The organism is Achromobacter sp., assembly GCF_050285565.1.
In the GTDB taxonomy this organism is placed as follows: Bacteria; Pseudomonadota; Gammaproteobacteria; order Burkholderiales; family Burkholderiaceae_B; genus Achromobacter.
Map to the genome: position 1 here is coordinate 639811 of NZ_JBLZXG010000001.1, position 17071 is coordinate 656881.

The following is a 17071-nucleotide window of genomic DNA, read 5'->3' on the forward strand; positions in this document are numbered from 1 at the left end:
CATGCTGGCCGACCCGCGCCTGGGCGCTGCCGGCCCTGAGCTGTTCAACCCGGCCCACTACGGCGACCGCGCCCGGCCGGTGGACGCCGGTGGCCGCCAGGCCGCCTGGTTCGTGCAGGGCCAGGGCTGGCAGGGGGTGCTGCGGCGCTACCGGCGCGGCGGCCTGATCGCCAAGCTCAGCCGCGACACCTACCTGTGGGCGGGCGAAGGCCGCACCCGCAGTTTCCGCGAATTCCGCCTGCTTGCCGCCATGCGGGCCCAGGGGCTGCCGGTGCCGGCGCCGCTGGCCGCCGCCTATTGGCGCCAGGGGCCGACCTACCGCGCCGCCATCGTGGTCGAGCGCATCCCGGGCGTGCGGCCGCTGGCCCAGGCCTTGGCCGAGCCCTTGTGGCAGCCGGTGGCCGAGGCCATCGTGCGCATGCACCGGGCCGGCGTCTGGCACGCCGACCTGAATGCCTTCAACATCCTGATCGGCTCGGACGGCAGGGTCTGGCTGATCGACTTCGATCGCGGTACCCAGGGCGGCCTGTCCGACCGCCAGCGCCAAGGCAACCTGGATCGCCTGCGCCGCTCGCTGGTCAAGGTGGCGGGCGAGGACGGCGAGCGCTTCTGGCTCAAATTGCGCGACAGCTACTGGACTGCCTGGGGCGTCGGCGTGCAGCCCTGAGTCCGGTGGCGCCCCAGGCCCGATCCGGGCCAAATTGCGCCAAATTGCGCTAAATCTCCCGGTAAAGTTGGGCTGGCCATCGCTAAAAGGCTTTATGATTCCGCCTTTTGGTACTCCTGTAACTTACGGCATATCGCTGGGGGGCTGGTAATGAAACTACGGGCGGGAATGCGCTGGGCGCTGGGGACGATGCTGGTCGCGGCAGCCACGTCGGCGGCGGTGGCGCAGAACAAGGTCGTCAACGTCTACAACTGGGCCGAATACACGGCCCCGGACACGATCTCGGGTTTCGAGAAGGAAACCGGCATCAAGGTCCGTTATGACGTCTACGACAGCAACGACACGTTGCAGGCCAAGTTGCTGGCCGGCAAGTCGGGTTACGACGTCGTTGTCCCGTCCACGCATTACGCCTCGCGCCAGATCGAGGCCGGCCTGTTCCAGAAGCTGGACAAGTCCAAGATCCCCAACTGGAAGTACCTGGATCCCGACGTCATGGCGCTGGTCGCCGCGGTCGATCCCGGCAACGAATACGCCATTCCCTGGGGCTACGGCACCAATGGCCTGGGCTACAACGTCACCAAGGTCAAGCAGATCCTGGGCGAGAACGTCGACCTGGCCAACTGGGACATGATCTTCAAGCCCGAGAACGCCGCCAAGCTGAAGGAATGCGGCATCTCGATGCTGGACGAGGCCGCGCAGGTGTTCCCGGCGGTGCTCAAGTACCTGGGCAAGGACCCCAACAGCGCCAATCCGGACGACTACAAGGCCGCGCTGGACCTGCTCAAGCAGATCCGTCCGTACATCCGCCAGTTCAGCTCGTCGGGCTACATCGACGAGCTGGCGGTGGGCGACCTGTGCATGGTGTATGGCTTTTCGGGCGACGTCATGATCGCCCGCAAGCGCGCGCAGGAAGCCAAGAAACCCTATGAAGTGAATTACTTCATTCCCAAGGGCGGCGCTCCGGCCTGGTTTGACCTGATGGTCATCCCCAAGGACGCGCCGCATCCGCAAGAGGCCCTGGCGTTCATCAACTACATCGAGACGCCGCAGGTGCATGCCGCCATCACCAACACCATGTTCTACCCGAACGCCAACAAAGAGGCGCGCAAGTACGTGGTCAAGGACGTGGCCGACAACCCCATGATCTACCCGTCGCCCGAGGTCTCCAAGTCCTTGTATGTGATCAAGGCGCAGCCCTTGAACATCCAACGCCTGCAGACGCGCATGTGGGCCGAGCTGAAGTCGGGGCGCTAGTCATCATGAGCGATAGCCGTTACTCGGCGCAGCATGCGGCCGATCCGGACGAGTTCGTCCGGGTTTCCGATGTGGTGAAGATCTTCGGCGACGTGGTCGCTGTCCGTTCCGTCAATCTCTCGGTCAAGCGCAATGAGATCTTCGCGCTGCTGGGCAGCTCCGGCAGCGGCAAGTCGACCCTGCTGCGGATGCTGGCCGGTTTCGAGGAAGCCACCTCGGGCCAGATCCTGCTCGATGGCGAGGACATCACCAACGTGCCGCCGTACCGGCGGCCGGTGAACATGATGTTCCAGTCGTACGCGCTGTTTCCGCACATGACGGTCGAGGCCAACGTGGCCTTCGGCCTGAAGCAGGAAGGCGTGGACCGCGCCGAGATCCATGACCGCGTGTTCGAGGCGCTCGACCTGATGCAGATGGCCGGCTATTCGCGCCGCAAGCCCAACCAACTGTCGGGCGGCCAGCAGCAGCGCGTGGCGTTGGCGCGCAGCCTGGTCAAGCGGCCCAAGCTGCTGCTGCTGGACGAGCCGATGTCGGCGCTGGACAAGCAGATCCGCCAGAAGACCCAGATCGAGCTGGTCAAGATCCTGCAGCAGGTGGGCGTGACCTGCATCATGGTCACCCACGACCAGGAAGAGGCCATGACCATGGCGCACCGCCTGGCGGTCATGACCGACGGCCAGATCGTCCAATGCGGCACGCCGCAGGACGTCTACGCCTTCCCGAACTCGCGCTTCGTCGCCAGCTTCATCGGCTCGACCAACATGTTCACCGGCACCATCGTGGTCGATGAGCCCGACCATGTCGCCATCGAAAGCCCCGCGCTGAGCCGCCCGCTGTACGTCAGCCACGGCGTCAGCGAGCCGCTGGGCATGGATGTGCACGTCTCCATCCGCCCCGAGCGCATGGTGGTGTCGCGCCAGCAGCCCGAGGGCGACTACAACTGGGCCCACGGCATGGTCAGCCACATGGCCTGGATGGGCAGCTACGCGCTCTACCAGATCCGCCTGGACTCCGGCGCCATGGTCGAGGCCAGCGTGCCCAGCCTGCAACTGGCCCAACTGGACGCCCCAGGGATCGACGAAGAGATCTTCGTCAGCTGGGACGCCGACAGCGCGACGGTGCTGGCGTCATGAGCCGCTTCTCGCCCCGCGACTGGCTGCCCTCGGGCCGGGCGCTGGCGGTGGTGCCGCCGTTCGCCTGGCTGGTGCTGTTCCTGCTGGTGCCGTTCCTGCTGGTGTTCAAGATCAGCTTCGCCGAACTCAAGTTCGGCATTCCGCCGTACACCGCGCTGGCGGAATTCAAGGACGAGGCGGTGCAGTTCAGCCTGCACCTGCGCGGCTACATCCTGCTGTTCACCGACAGCCTGTACTTCGCCACCTACCTCAGCTCGGTCAAGATCGCCGCCATCACCACGCTCGCTTGCGTGCTGATCGGCTATCCCATGGCCTACTACATCGCGCGGTCGTCGCCGCGGGTGCGCAACCTGCTGCTGCTGGGCGTGATCCTGCCGTTCTGGACCTCGCTGCTGCTGCGCGTGTACGCCTGGGTCGGCATCCTGCGCAACGATGGGCTGCTGAACAACTTCCTGCAATGGCTCGGCGTCATCTCCAGCCCGCTGGAGATCTACCGCACCGACCTGGCCGTGTATATCGGCATGGTCTATGCCTATCTGCCGTTCTTCATCCTGCCGCTGTACGCCACGCTGGTGAAGATGGACCTGCGCCTGCTGGAAGCCGCCTACGACCTGGGCGCCAAGCCCTGGCAGGCGTTCTGGCAGATCACCGTGCCGCTGTCGCGCCAGGGCGTCATCGCCGGCGCCATGCTGGTGTTCATCCCGGCGGTGGGCGAATACGTCATTCCCGAAATGCTGGGCGGCGCCAACACGCTGATGATGGGCCGGGTCATGTGGAACGAGTTCTTCAACAACACCGACTGGCCGATGGCTTCGGCGGTGACGTGCGTGATGGTGCTGCTGTTGCTGGTGCCGCTGGCGCTGTTCCAGTACAACCAGGTCAAGCAGCAGGAACTGGCCAACGGAGGCCGCAAATGAACGGTCCCAACAAGACCTTGCGCGCCGTGGTGCTGGGGCTGGGCTACTTCTTCCTGTACGTGCCCATCATCAGCCTGATGGTGTTCTCGTTCAACGAATCGCCCGCCGTCACCTCCTGGACCGGTTTCTCGTTCCGTTGGTACCACTCGCTGTTCAATGACGACGCGCTGCTGCGCGCGGCCTGGCTGTCGTTCCGCATCGCCGCCATGACCGCCACCGCCGCCGTCATCATCGGCACCTGGGCCGGCTACGTGCTGGGACGCATGGGGCGCTTTCGCGGCTTCGCGCTGTACGTGGGCATGCTGAGCGCGCCGCTGGTGATTCCCGAAGTGGTGCTGGGCATCTCGCTGCTGCTGATGTTCGTGGAACTGCGCGGCCACCTGGGCTGGCCGGCCGAGAACGGCATCTTCACCATCTGGGTCGGTCACGTGACGCTGTGCATGGCCTTCGTGGCGGTGGTGATCCAGACCCGCATCCGCGACCTCGACCGCTCGCTGGAAGAGGCCGCGCTGGATCTGGGCGCCACCCCCATCACCGTGTTCTTCAAGATCACGCTGCCGCTGATCGCGCCGGCGCTGGCCTCGGCCTGGCTGCTATCCTTCACGCTGTCGCTGGACGACGTGGTGTTGGCGTCGTTCCTGTCCGGCCCCAGCTCAAGCACGCTGCCGATGGAAGTCTTTTCGCGCGTGCGGCTGGGCCTGAAACCCGAGATCAATGCGTTGGCGACGCTGTTCATCCTGGCGGTGGGCACCTGCGTCATCCTGGCCAACCGCATGCAATGGCGCAAGGAGTCCGAACCCAAATGAAGCAAACCACCCTGTATGGCCTGACCAAGTGCAGCACCTGCGTCAAGGCGCGCGAGTGGCTGACGGCGCATGGCGTCGACCACCAGTTCATCGACTACCGCGACCATCCGGTGGCGGCCGCCACCCTGAAGGACTGGGCCGGCCAGCTCGGCGGCTGGGAAAAGCTGGTCAACCGCGCTTCCATGACCTGGCGCAACCTGCCCGACGACCGCAAGACCGCCAGCACCGACGCCCAGTGGACCAAGCTGATCGCCGAGTTCCCGGCGCTGGTGCGCCGTCCCGTGGCGGTGACGCCGGATGGCGAAGTCGGTGTGGGCTTCAGCGAAAAGCGCTACGGCGAACGCTTCGCCTGAGACCGTGGCTGCCCGGGCCGACAAGGCATCGCGCGACGCCGGCAAGGCGTTGCCCGATGCCTTTTTTGATCGCGATGCGCGCCAGCTGGCGCGTGAACTGCTGGGCAAGGTGGTGCGTCATCGGGTCGACGGCCTGTGGCTGTCGGCGCGCATCATCGAGACCGAGGCCTACTACCTGGAAGACAAAGGCAGCCATGCCTCGCTCGGCTACACCCACAAGCGCCGCGCCCTGTTCATGGATGGCGGCGTGGTCTACATGTATTACGCGCGGGGCGGCGATTCGCTCAACTTCAGCGCGGGCGGGCCCGGCAACGCGGTGCTGATCAAGTCCGGCTACCCCTGGGTCGACGCGGTAGCGGGACCCGAGGCGCTGGTGCGCATGCAGGCCTTGAATCCCGATGCCCAGGGGCGGCCGCGCCCGCCGGGCCGGCTGTGCGCTGGCCAGACGCTGCTGTGCCGCGCGCTGGGCCTGAAAGTGCCGGACTGGGATGCGCGCCGCTTCGATCCGCGGGCGCTGTACGTCGAGGACGTGGGCGAGTCGCCGCAGGTTCTGATCAGCACGACCCGCCTGGGCATTCCCGCCGGACGCGATGAGCACCTGGAATACCGCTATGTCGACCCGGCCTATGCGGCCTGGTGCACGCGCAACCCCCTGCGCCGCGGGCAGCAGGCGGGGCGCGACTATCATTGGGTGGATCGGCAGGGCGCGCCGGTCGAGCGGGCGCCCTGAGGGGCGCTTCAGGCTTTCGGGCCGTTGCCGTCGACGCGGCCTGCCGCCCTGAGCGCGGCCTCGCGGGCGCGCCGGGCCATCGCGGCGCGCATGTCGGTATATTTGCGCCGGATGCGCTGGCGGTTCAGGCGCTTGCTCCAGGCGTAGATCGGCACCAGCGGCAGCACGCCGAAGCCGTCGATCAGGAACAGTCCCGATTTGCCGTCGGCATTCTGGCCACAGGCGATGTTGCTGGGCGACAGATCGTGCAGCACCACGTGGGCGTCGGCCAGATCCTCGATGAATTCATCCAGCTGGGCCGACAGGGTATCGTCCATCCTGCCCTGGCGCGCCAGGTCGGCCACGGTGGGGGCGATGTTGCCGGCCGCATCGGTGATCTTTTCGACCAGCAGGCCCAGGCCCAGCGTGGTCTGGGCCAGCCCCAGGATGCGCGCCATCGGAACCTGCCAGACGCCGGACGGGCGGGTGGTGGTGGTGACGTATTCGGTGATTTCGTTCAGGTAGACGCGGTAGGCGCTTTCACGCTGGTACTGCTTGTACCAGCGCTTGAACGGACGCGTTTCCAGGTAGACGGCGCGCGCCTGCATGTCCATGACCTTGACCAGCAGGGACGGGGCATGGGGATGCTGGAAGATGTGGCGATCCCCACCGACCGCGACCGGTGTCTCGTCATCGAGATTCAATGGGCCGAAAACGGAGTCGAAGGCGACGCGGGGAGGACAGAATGGGGCGAGATCAGCTGTATTCAACTGTTTTTAAGGTTATAGGTAAGCTGTTAACAGTTTAATGCCGTTGCTTGTTTTTGTTCTTTGTATCGCGCCGGGGAAGTCGTTTCGGATCGATACAGGGGGCGGAACCCCGCCCTATAATTTCGCGTGCCCGGCGTGGGCGCGCGCTTCATCGAGGGTCGGTTTTGTCGAATGATGTTCTGCTTTGGGTCGCCGCCGGCGGCGCCGTGCTGGCCTGCCTGGCTTGCCTGATGGGGTGGCTGTCGCGGCCACGGCGCGACGAGCGCCTGGACACGCTGCTGGAGGGGCTCGAGCGCACCGAACGGGCCCTGCGCGCCGATATCGCCGAGGGCCAGCGCGGCCTGCGCGCCGAATTTTCCGAATCCACCCGTGGCCTGCGCCAGGAGCTGGCCCAGTCGCAGGGCGAACTGCGCGCCGCCCTGACCCGCGACGCGCAGGCGGCACGGGCCGAATCGGCCGAGTCGCTGGCGCGCTTTGCGGCCGGCTTCGGCGACCAATTGCAGGGCCTGATTCAGATCAACGAGCGACGCCTGATGGAGGTGCGCGCGACGGTCGATCAGCGTCTTCAAGCGTTGCAGAATGACAACGGCGTCAAGCTCGACGAGATGCGCCGCACCGTCGACGAAAAGCTCCATGCCACGCTCGAGCAGCGCCTGGGCGAATCCTTCAAGCAGGTGTCCGACCGCCTCGAAGCCGTGCACAAGGGCCTGGGCGAGATGCAGGCCCTGGCCGCCGGCGTGGGCGACCTCAAGCGCGTGCTGACCAACGTCAAGTCGCGCGGCACCTGGGGCGAGGTGCAACTGGCGCGGCTGATCGAAGACAACATGACGCCGGAGCAGTACGCCAGCAATATCAAGCCGGTGCCGGGCAGTGACGCCGTGGTCGAGTTCGCCATCCGCCTGCCGGGGCGCGGCGATGGCGGGACGCCGGTCTGGCTGCCGATCGATGCCAAGTTCCCCAAGGAGGAATACGAGCGACTGATGGACGCCCAGGAAGCCGCCGACGCGGAGGGCGTGAAGGCGGCCGGCGCCGCGCTGGGCAAGGCGGTCGAGGTGCAGGCCCGGCTGATCGCCGGCAAGTACGTGGCGCCGCCGCACACCACCGATTTCGCCATCATGTTCTTGCCCACCGAAAGCCTGTACGCCGAGGTGCTGCGGCGCCCGGGGTTGCTGGACCGCCTGCACGAGCTGCGCGTCAACGTCGCCGGCCCCAGCAATCTGGCGGCGTTGCTCAACAGCCTGCAGATGGGTTTTCGGACGCTGGCCATCGAGCAGCGTTCGTCCGAGGTCTGGCAGGTTCTGCGCGCGGTCAAGACCGAATTCGGCAAATTCGGCGACGCGCTGGCCGGGGTCAAGAAAACGCTGGACAGCGCCAGCAGCAAGATCGGCCAGACCGAAGTGCGCACGCGCGCCATGCTGCGCAATCTGAAAAGCGTCGAGGCCTTGCCCGAGGCCGAGGCGCTGCGCCTGCTGGGCGCCGAGGGCGCGGCGGCCGACGAGGGCGCGGACGACCCCGCCACCGGCGCGCCCCGGGCCGCGCCGGGCGCCGACGCCTGATCCGCGCCGCCGCCGCCGGATGCGGCTTGTGACCCGGGCGCTCTGTCGATATCCTCATACTTGCGGCATTCCGCCGTCGATATCTGGAGCATCGTAAGCATGAGCACGGCTGACCGAGTTGATTCCTCTTCCTTCGACGCGATGGCGCTGGGCGCCGATATCGCCCAGGGAAACACGACGGCGCTTGCCGCGATGCAGCAGGCGGTGGAACGGGTGGCCGCGCGCAACCCGTCGATCAACGCGGCCTGTGGCGTGCGGGCCGAACTCGGCCTGGAGCAGGCGCGCGCGCTCGACGCCGAATTGGCGACCCTGTCGGCCGAACAGCGCCTGGCGCTGTTGCGCGACCGGCCGTTCCTGGGCGTGCCGACGCTGCTCAAGGACCTGGGCACCGCCGCCATCGGCCTGCCCAGCGCCATGGGCTCGGTGCTGTACGGCCAGGTGGAATGGCGCGTCGACGCCGAGATCGTCAAGCGTTACCGCCGCGCCGGCCTGATCCCGTTCGGCCGCAGCACCAGCGCCGAACTGGGCCTGAGCCCCACCAGCGAATCGCCGGTCTACGGCGCGCCGACCCAGAACCCTTGGAAGGCCGGTCACAGCGCCGGCGGCTCCAGTGGCGGCGCCGGCGCGGCGCTGGCCAGCGGCATGGTGCGCATCGCCCACGGCAGCGATGGCGGCGGCTCGATCCGCATTCCGGCCTCGTGCTGCGGCGTGCTGGGCCTGAAGCCCTCGCGCGGCATGATGCCGCTGGGCCCGCTCAAGGGCGAGGGCTGGGGCGGGCTGGCCACCGAACACATGATGACGCTGTCGGTGCGCGATTGCGCCGCGGCGCTGGACATCAGCGCCGGTGCCGACGTGGGGGCGCCGTATGCGGCGCCAGCCAGGCCGGGGCAGTCTTATCGCGACATCGTGGCGCGGGCGTCGGCCGATCCGCGCTCGTCACCGCGTCGCCGCATCGCCTATATCAACACCACCTATGAAGGCGAGGCCATCCATCCCGAGGTCGCGGCGGCGGTCGACGAGGCCGCGCGCCTGTTCGCCGGACTGGGCCATGAACTGGTGGTGGCCGCGCCGCCGGTGGGTTCCGAGGAGGTGCTCTCGCCGATGCTGCCGCTGATCGCCAGTGCCGCCGCCAACGCCATCGACAGCTTCGTCGGCGCGCGCAACCGCCGGCTGGCCGCCGACGAACTGCAACCCACCACGCTGGGCGCGCGCGAGTACGCGCGCGCCATTTCCGGCGCGCAGTACGTGGCCTGCGTCGATACTTGCCACGAGATCACGCGCCGCATTGGCCGCTTTCTGCACCGCGAGGGCACGCAGGGCTACGACCTGTTCCTGTCGCCGGTGCTGGCGCAACTGCCGGCGCCCATCGGCCGCTATGCCATGGACAACGCCGATTACCTGGCCTACCGCCTCGGCAAGAAGGGCGTGATCGGCTATTCGCCGTTCGCGCCGCTGGCCAACCTGACGGGCATGCCCGCCATCTCCATTCCGTTCGGCCTGTCGGCCGACGGCCTGCCCATCGGCATCCAGGTTATGGGCCCGCTGGGCAGCGAGGACTGGTTGCTGGAACTGGCCGCCCAGGTCGAGGCCCTGCGGCCCTGGCAGCGGGTGGCGCCCATCGCCAGATAGGCCCGCGGGGGCGGGGCGCGCCGCCACGCGCGGCGCATCAACGAAGAGGAGCCACCAGCATGCCGTCGTTCGTGACCCATACCGTACTGAACCAGGTCCCGCCCCTGGAGGACTATTCGCTGTTCGAGACCGACCCGGCGCTGCGCGAGGCGGCCGTCCGCGAAGGCGCTGGCGCCTGGGTCGGCGACCTGAGCGCGCATGGCGCCTGGCTCGGCCGCGCCCAGACCCTGGCCGCCGGCGCCGACGCCAACCGTTATCCGCCACGGCTGCAGGCCTATGACCGGGCCGGTCATCGCATCGACCATGTCGACTTCCATCCTGCCTGGCAATTGTTGATGAGCGGCATCGTGGCGCGCGGCCTGCACAGCCGCGCCTGGATCCAGCCAGTGCCGGGCGCGCAGGTGGCGCGGGCGGCGGCGTACCTGATGCAGGGCCAGGTCGAGGCCGGCACCCTGTGCCCGACCACCATGACCTTTGCCGCCGTGCCCCTGCTGCAACGCGAACCGGCGGGCGTGATCGACTACACCGGTGACTGGCTGCCCGCCCTGTATTCGCGCGAATTCGACGGCGCCGACGCGCCGCTGGCCGGCAAGCGCGGCGCGCTGATCGGCATGGGCCTGACCGAAAAGCAGGGCGGTTCGGATCTGCGCGCCGTCACCACGCGCGCCACGCCGCTGGGCGCGGCCGGGCGTGGTTGCGCGTATCTGCTGGTGGGCCACAAGTGGTTCTTCTCGGTGCCGCAGGCAGATGCCCACCTGGTGCTGGCGCAGACCGACGAGGGGCTCAGTTGCTTCCTGGTGCCGCGCTGGATTCCGCAAGGGCCACGCAACGCGGTTCGCATCCGGCGGCTGAAGGACAAGCTGGGCAATCACAGCAATGCCAGCGCCGAAGTCGAGTTCGAGGATGCCTGGGGTGTCATGCTCGGCGAGCCCGGGCGCGGCCTGGCGGTGTTGCTGGAGATGGCCGCCACCACCCGGCTCGATTGCGTGTTGGGCAGCGCCGCGCTGCTGCGCCAGGCGCTGGTGCAGTCGTTGCACCACGCCCGCCACCGCCACGCCTTCGGCAAGCCGTTGCTGGCACAGCCGCTGATGCGCAATGTGCTGGGCGACCTGGCGCTGGAATCGGAAGCGGCCCAGGCGCTGGCGCTGCGTCTGGCGCGCGCGGTGGACGAACGGAGCGATCCGGGCGCCCGCGCCCTGGCGCGGGTCGGCACGCCGGCCGCCAAGCTGTGGGTCTGCAAGCGCGCGATCACGGCCGTGGCCGAATGCATGGAGGCCTGGGGCGGCAATGGCTATGTCGAAGAAGGGCCGATGCCGCGCCTGTACCGGGAAACGCCGGTCAATTCCATCTGGGAAGGCTCGGGCAATGTCATGGCGCTGGACGTGCTGCGGGCGCTGCAACGCGAGCCCGAGGCGCTGCCGGCGCTGGAGGGCGAGTTCGCGCCCGCCACCGGCCGCTACCAGGACTTCGATGCGGCGCTGGCGCAGTGGCGGGCGCTGCTGGCCGATCCGGGCCAGGCCGAGTTCCAGGCCCGCCGTATCGCCTGTGGCCTGGCGCGGCTGTGGCAGGCGGCCCTGTTGATCCGGCACGCGCCGGCGCCGGTGGCGCAAGGCTTTGTCCGCAGCCGCCTGGGCGCGGCGGGGGGAGTGTTCGGCGAGCTGGCGGCCGGCATCGACGTGGCGGCGGTGCTGGCGCGGGCCTGGCCGGCCGCGGCCGCATGCTAAATTTCCCTGCTTCACTCACCTTTTTTGCGCATCCCCGCCATGCTCTCGCAACAAGAACTCAAGCAACAAGCCGCCGACGCGGCCCTGGAACTGGTTGAACAGGTCGCCGGACCCGATGTCATCATCGGCGTTGGCACCGGCTCCACGGCCGATCTCTTCATCGATGGCCTGGCGCGTTTCAAGGGGCGCATCGGTGGCACGGTGGCCAGCTCCGAGCGCAGCGCCGCGCGCCTGGCCGGCCATGGCTTGAAAGTGCTGGACCTGAACGATGTGACGTCGATGCCGCTCTATGTGGATGGCGCCGACGAGATCGACGCCAACCTGCACATGATCAAGGGCGGCGGCGGCGCGTTGACGCGCGAGAAGATCGTGGCCTCGGTGGCCGACCGTTTCATCTGCATCGCGGACGAATCCAAGCTGGTCCAGGTCATGGGCAAGTTCCCGCTGCCGATCGAGGTCATCCCGATGGCGCGCGAATCGGTGGCCCGCGCCATGAAGGCCATGGGCGGCCAGCCGCGCCTGCGCGAAGGCTTCGTCACCGACAACGGCAACATCATCCTGGATGTCTCTGGCCTGTCGATCACCGACGCCACCGGCCTGGAAGCCCGCGTCAACAATCTGCCGGGCGTGGTCACCTGCGGCCTGTTCGCCATTGCCGGCGCCGACGTGGCGCTGCTGGCCACCCAGAGCGGCATCCGCCGCCTGGATCGCCACGCCTGAGTGCGGGCAGGGGCCGGGCCGTCCGCGCTTGCGGGGGCTCCGGCCGCGATTCATAATCCTGTCACACTTGGGTCATAACCTTGCGGGTTGTGCAGGCCCATACTTGATCGAAACGCTTTCATATCGGGGCAATGCAATGAGACCAACCACGCAGGGAGCCCGGATGACGGAGCACACAAACAAGCAGTTCGACGCTGATCTGGAAAGCGTCCGTTCGCAATTCTTGCAAATGGGCGGCGTGGTCGAGGCCATGATCCAGGAAGCCATCGACGCGCTGGCCAGCGGTGACCTGACGCTGGTTGAAAAGGTGCGCGAGCGCGAAAAGGAAGTCAATCGCCACGAAGTGGAGATCGACGAAAGCATCAGCCGCATCCTCGCCCGTCACCAGCCCACCGCCATCGACCTGCGCATGCTGATGGCCGTGTCGAAGATGCTGACCGACATGGAACGCTCCGGCGACGAGGCCGAGAAAGTGGCCACCGTGGCGCGCCGCATCCATGAATCGGAAGTGCGCCATATCCCGGTGATCGAGCTGCGCCACATGGCCTCGAACGTGCGCACCATGCTGCATCAGGCGCTGGACGCGTTCGCCCGCCTCGACCCCATCCTGGCCGCCGCCGTGGTGCGCAGCGACAAGGAAGTGGACAAGGAATGGAAGGGCGCGCTGCGCCACCTGATCACCTACATGATCGAAGACCCGCGCACCATCTCGCGCGCCATCGACATGATCTTCATCGCCCGCGCGCTCGAACGCATCGGCGACCATGCCAAGAACATGTCGGAGCGCGTGATCTACATGGTCAAGGGCGCGGATGTGCGCCACACCGGCGTCAAGAACACCGAGCGCCTGGCGCGCGGCGAGCAAGACACGCCTGAGCAGGACGACTGATCGCCCCGGCGGCCCCGCCGCCGTGCTTTCGGCCAGCGAAACCCCCAAGCGCCGCGCGGCGTCTTGGGGTTTTTTCATGGCGGGCCTGCTACAGGGGCAGCTCGGCTCCCTGACACAACCGTGGATCCGGCACGCCCGGTTTGCCGGCGTTGATGCGGCCGGCCAGGCGCCGGCCGAAGGCCGGCAGGCCTTGGGCGCCGACCTCCAGGTCATACCAGCCTTCGCAGCCGGCGTACTTCAGTTCCAGCGCGCCGCCGGCCTGCACGTGCGCCATCGCGCGCCAGCCGTCGCCCATGCGCGATTCGACCTGCACCGGCAGGGGCGTGGCGCCATGGTTGACCAGCCGCAGGCGCAGGCCCGAGGTCACCGGTACCAGTTGCGCTTCCAGCAGGCCGCCATCGCGCTTGTCGCCGCGAAAGCGCCGATGGAATCCGTCGGGGCCGAGCAGCCAGAGGTCATAGGCGCCGTGGGCGTCTAGGCGCCAGCCGTCGTCCAGCCGCGCGCCCGCGCCGAGGGTGTAGCGGCGCGGGGCGCGCGCCAGCGCCAGGCGGTCGTACACGTGCAGCACCGCGCCGGCCGTGCCGGGATTGCGGAAAGTCAGGCGATAGTGTTCGCCGTCGGCGGTCATGCGGCCGACGGCCTCCAGCGCGTAGGGCAGGGCGCAGGCATGGCGCACGCTGTCGGCGTGCTGCGCGACGCGATCCCCGGCGAAGTCGAAGGCCGAGGTCAGGTCGCCGGCCACCACGCGGCGCCAGGCACTGATGTTGGGCTCGGGCACGCCGAAGCGGGCCTCCAGAAAGCGGATCACCGAGGTGTGGTCGAACACTTGCGAATTGACCCAGCCGCCGCGGCTCCAGGGCGATACCACCAGCATCGGCACGCGCGGGCCCATGCCGAAGCCGCGGCCGTGCAGGGCGGGCGGATCGTCCGGCGTGGCGGCGCTGGGGCCGTTGCGCGCGTCGTGGTATTCGCCGTCCAGTTCCACGGTCGACAGGCCGCCGCACTGGCCGTCGGCGGGGCGCGCTGGCGGCGCGGGCGGCGGCATGTGGTCGAAAAAGCAGTCGTTTTCGTCGTAGGTGACCAGGAACACGCAGCCGCTCCAGACGGCCGGGTTGCGCGTCAGGATGTCCAGCACGCGCTCGGTGTAGGCGCCGCCCTGGCGCGGGGACGAAACCTCGGGATGCTCGGAGTCGGCGGCGGGGGCGATGATCCAGGACACCTGCGGCAGCGTGCCCTGATTCACGTCGCGCGCCAGGTCGTCCAGGGTATGGGTGGCCAGGGCCCGGTCGCGCAGCGGCGCGGCGGCGCCACCGGCCTCATGCTGGCGGCGGTACTGGCGGAAACCGGCGAGCGGGTTGTCGTGGAAGTTGTCCGCCATGTCCTGGTAGATGCGCCAGTCGATGCCGGCGGCCTGCAGGCGTTCCGGATAGGTGGTCCAGCCGTAGCCCTGGTCGGCCGGGCCGAGGCGGTCGAAGGTGTTGACCAATGCCGGCCCGCCGGCGCGCCCCAGCGGGTCGTTGGTGCCGGTCCAGAGGAACAGGCGGTTCGGATTGGTGCCCGCCTGGATCGAACAGTGGTAGGCGTCGCACAGCGTGAAGGCATTGGCCAGCGCCGTCTGGAACGGCACTTCGGCGGGACGGTATGCGCCCATGCCGAGGCGCCGCTTGGCCACCAGCCACTGATCCATGCGGCCGTCGTTCCAGGCACGCTGGGCGTCGTCCCACGTATGCGGGGTGATGTAGCCGACCGGCGTGTGGCTGGCGCAGTTGGCCTGCAAGGCATAGGGGCGCGTTTGCTCGGCGCCGTCGCGCTGGGTCAGCACATCGCCATCCGCGGTCGGCACGAGATGCGGATCGGCAAAGCCACGCACGCCCGGCAGGGCGCCGAAATAATGGTCGAACGACCGGTTCTCCTGCATCAGGATGACGACATGCCGCACGTCGTGGAGCGTGCCGCTCCTGCGATCGGGGGCAACCGCCAGCGCGCGCCGGATGGCCGGGGGCAGGTCGGCGAAAGAGGCGGAACTCGGATCTGCGTTCATGACAGCGTTAATACGGCCAGCGATAAGGGAATCTTAAGCCAGTTGCGGCGCCCGGCCGCGGCGGCCGGCCAGAAGCAAGAAGCCCCTCGCGGACGAGGGGCTTCGCAGGCGTGCCGCGCGGCGGCGCGGCAGGATCAGGCCGAAGGCGGAACGTAGCCCTGGGCTTCGACGCTGCCGTCCTCGAACAGGAAGCGTTCCATCTGCTGCTGCAGGTACTTGCGGGCGCGGGCGTCGGCCAGGTTCAGGCGGTTTTCGTTGACCAGGCGGGTCTGCACCTGCTTCCACTCTTCCCAAGCTTCCTTGGAAACGCTTTGCCAGATGCGGGTGCCGAGTTCGCCGGGATAGGGGGGATAGTCCAGCCCTTCGGCTTCACGCTTCAATTTCACACAGTTGACGGTACGGGCCATGGTTCGCTGCCGGAAAGAATGGGTAATGCGCCATTTTAGCGGGCTTGGCGCCGGAAGGCCGCCAAGCCCCTGCGGACACTGCGGGTAGGCTCCGGGGCAGGCCCGGAGCGGGGGCGTCACAGCTTCTTGATGAACACCAGGCTGTTGCGCGAGCGGTTGTAGTTGTTCTGCTTTTCGCGCGGCAGGTCGGCGATGCCGCCCTGCACGAAACCGCGCTTCATGAACCAGTGCGAGGTGCGCGTGGTCAGCACGAACAGGCGCTTGGCGCCCGAGGCGCGGGCGCGCGATTCCATATGGCGCAGCAGGATCTCGCCTTCGCCCGAGCCCTGCCATTCGGGATGCACGATCAGGCAGGCCATCTCGGCCATGTGTTCTTCGGGGAAGTTGTGCAGCGTGGCGCAGCCGTAGATCACGCCATCGTGCTCCAGCACCGTGAAGTTTTCGACGTCGCGTTCGATCACGCTGCGCGGGCGCGGCACCAGCGTGCCATCGGCCTCCAGCGGTTCGATCAGGCTGAGGATGGCGCCGACGTCGTCCAGCGTGGCCGGGCGCAGGTCGTCCAGCGTGTCTTCCACCACCATGGTGCCGACGCCGTCGTGGGTGAAAATTTCCAGCAGCACGCTGCCGTCCAGCGCGAACGGCACCAGGTGGGCGCGGGCCACGCCGCGCTTGACCGCCAGCGACGCGTACTGCAGATAGGCGCCGGTTTCCTCGTCCAGCGAGCCGCCCGCCAGCAGGGCGTCGGCGTCGATGCGCGCCAGTTCGGTGTCGACCGAGCCGTCGTCATTGAGCACGCCCTGGCCGCTGGACAGGAAGATCAGCTTTTCGGCGCGTAGCGCCACCGCCACGCTGGTGGCCAGGTCTTCCATGGCCAGGTTGAAGGCATCGCCGGTGGGCGAGAAGCCCAGCGGCGACAGCAGCACGACCGACGAGCCCTTCTCGATGGCGAACTTGAGCGCGTCGACGTCGATCTTGCGCACCTGGCCGGTGTGCTTGTAATCGACGCCGTCCAGCACGCCGGTGGGGCGGGCGGTGACGAAGTTGCCGGAAATGACGCGGATGTGGGCATGCGACATGGGCGTGTTCGGCAGGCCCTGGCTGAAGGCGGCCTCGATGTCCAGGCGGATCTCGCCGGCGGCTTCCTTGGCGCATTCCAGCGCGGCGGCGTCGGTGGGCGCCAGGCCGCGATCGAACTGCTGGGTGAAGCCCTTGAGCCGCAGTTGTTCGTTGACCTGGGGGCGCGAGCCATGCACCAGCACCAGGCGGATGCCCAGCGACGACAACAGCGACAAGTCCTGCACCAGCGCGTTCAGCGCCCCGGCCTGCACCAATTCGCCGCCGAACGCCACCACAAAGGTCTTGCCTCGGAACGCGTGCACATAGGGCGCGACATCTCGGAACCATCGGACGAACTGGGCAGGGGCGAATTCGGGAGCTTCAAGGGCGGAGACAGTGTCTGGTTCCAGGTCGGGCATGATGGGTGGGGGAGTTCCGGA

Annotated in this window: 16 protein-coding genes; 12 read left to right on the forward strand and 4 right to left on the reverse strand. The window is 68.0% G+C overall.

Translation table 11 applies throughout. The annotated features are described in order from the left end of the window. Position 1 precedes the first annotated feature (1 nt). The 7 genes from ACN6O8_RS02895 (at position 2) to ACN6O8_RS02925 (ending at position 5860) form a co-directional block, all read left to right on the forward strand. Positions 2 to 667 (forward strand): 3-deoxy-D-manno-octulosonic acid kinase, encoded by a 666-nt coding sequence (locus tag ACN6O8_RS02895; protein WP_427989594.1) that lies wholly within the window; start codon positions 2 to 4, stop codon positions 665 to 667. Positions 668 to 817: 150 nt separating this feature from the next. Further along, the gene (locus ACN6O8_RS02900) at positions 818 to 1921 is read left to right on the forward strand and encodes a polyamine ABC transporter substrate-binding protein (RefSeq protein ID WP_427989549.1); all 1104 of its coding nucleotides are present in this window, start codon (positions 818 to 820) and stop codon (positions 1919 to 1921) included. A 5-nt stretch (positions 1922 to 1926) separates the two neighbouring features. Then, entirely contained in the window at positions 1927 to 3054 is a 1128-nt protein-coding gene (locus tag ACN6O8_RS02905) for an ABC transporter ATP-binding protein (protein WP_427989550.1), read from the forward strand. Continuing rightward, positions 3051 to 3971 carry an ABC transporter permease subunit gene (locus ACN6O8_RS02910; protein ID WP_427989551.1) on the forward strand — a complete coding sequence of 307 codons (921 nt, stop codon included), beginning with the start codon at positions 3051 to 3053 and terminating at the stop codon, positions 3969 to 3971. Before ACN6O8_RS02905 ends, ACN6O8_RS02910 begins: the two co-directional genes overlap by 4 nt. After that, positions 3968 to 4777 carry an ABC transporter permease subunit gene (locus ACN6O8_RS02915; RefSeq protein ID WP_006384055.1) on the forward strand — a complete coding sequence of 270 codons (810 nt, stop codon included), beginning with the start codon at positions 3968 to 3970 and terminating at the stop codon, positions 4775 to 4777. The genes ACN6O8_RS02910 and ACN6O8_RS02915 overlap by 4 nt, the downstream gene beginning before the upstream one ends. Continuing rightward, positions 4774 to 5130, forward strand: a complete 357-nt coding sequence (locus ACN6O8_RS02920; RefSeq protein WP_006393878.1) for a Spx/MgsR family RNA polymerase-binding regulatory protein — start codon at positions 4774 to 4776, stop codon at positions 5128 to 5130. The genes ACN6O8_RS02915 and ACN6O8_RS02920 overlap by 4 nt, the downstream gene beginning before the upstream one ends. Positions 5131 to 5179: 49 nt before the next feature. Further along, entirely contained in the window at positions 5180 to 5860 is a 681-nt protein-coding gene (locus ACN6O8_RS02925; RefSeq protein WP_427989595.1) for a DNA-3-methyladenine glycosylase, read from the forward strand. Positions 5861 to 5868: 8 nt separating this feature from the next. On the opposite strand, the gene ACN6O8_RS02930 is transcribed toward ACN6O8_RS02925, so the two are convergent. Beyond that, complete coding sequence (locus ACN6O8_RS02930) at positions 5869 to 6609, reverse strand: PhoP regulatory network YrbL family protein (RefSeq protein ID WP_427989552.1); 741 nt, start codon at positions 6607 to 6609, stop codon at positions 5869 to 5871. 230 nt (positions 6610 to 6839) lie between these two features. Between ACN6O8_RS02930 and rmuC the strand changes: the two genes are divergently transcribed. The 5 genes from rmuC (at position 6840) to phoU (ending at position 13127) form a co-directional block, all read left to right on the forward strand. Further along, positions 6840 to 8165 (forward strand): DNA recombination protein RmuC, encoded by a 1326-nt coding sequence (gene rmuC, locus ACN6O8_RS02935; protein WP_427989597.1) that lies wholly within the window; start codon positions 6840 to 6842, stop codon positions 8163 to 8165. Between the two features lie 99 nt (positions 8166 to 8264). After that, positions 8265 to 9794: an amidase gene (locus ACN6O8_RS02940; RefSeq protein WP_427989553.1), complete on the forward strand. Its 1530-nt coding sequence runs from the start codon at positions 8265 to 8267 to the stop codon at positions 9792 to 9794. Between the two features lie 59 nt (positions 9795 to 9853). After that, positions 9854 to 11518 carry an isovaleryl-CoA dehydrogenase gene (locus tag ACN6O8_RS02945; protein ID WP_427989554.1) on the forward strand — a complete coding sequence of 555 codons (1665 nt, stop codon included), beginning with the start codon at positions 9854 to 9856 and terminating at the stop codon, positions 11516 to 11518. Positions 11519 to 11557: 39 nt separating this feature from the next. Next, positions 11558 to 12238: a ribose-5-phosphate isomerase RpiA gene (gene rpiA, locus ACN6O8_RS02950; protein WP_427989555.1), complete on the forward strand. Its 681-nt coding sequence runs from the start codon at positions 11558 to 11560 to the stop codon at positions 12236 to 12238. A 163-nt stretch (positions 12239 to 12401) separates the two neighbouring features. Then, positions 12402 to 13127: a phosphate signaling complex protein PhoU gene (gene phoU / locus ACN6O8_RS02955; RefSeq protein WP_427989556.1), complete on the forward strand. Its 726-nt coding sequence runs from the start codon at positions 12402 to 12404 to the stop codon at positions 13125 to 13127. Between the two features lie 88 nt (positions 13128 to 13215). Here phoU and ACN6O8_RS02960 read toward each other — a convergent pair whose 3' ends face one another. The 3 genes from ACN6O8_RS02960 to argA all read right to left on the reverse strand — a co-directional run bounded on the left by ACN6O8_RS02960 (position 13216) and on the right by argA (position 17050). Continuing rightward, positions 13216 to 15168, reverse strand: a complete 1953-nt coding sequence (locus ACN6O8_RS02960) for a phosphocholine-specific phospholipase C (RefSeq protein WP_427989557.1) — start codon at positions 15166 to 15168, stop codon at positions 13216 to 13218. 134 nt (positions 15169 to 15302) lie between these two features. Further along, the gene (locus tag ACN6O8_RS02965) at positions 15303 to 15575 is read right to left on the reverse strand and encodes an oxidative damage protection protein (protein WP_427989558.1); all 273 of its coding nucleotides are present in this window, start codon (positions 15573 to 15575) and stop codon (positions 15303 to 15305) included. Between the two features lie 116 nt (positions 15576 to 15691). Next, positions 15692 to 17050 (reverse strand): amino-acid N-acetyltransferase, encoded by a 1359-nt coding sequence (argA, locus tag ACN6O8_RS02970; protein ID WP_427989559.1) that lies wholly within the window; start codon positions 17048 to 17050, stop codon positions 15692 to 15694. Positions 17051 to 17071: the final 21 nt, after the last annotated feature.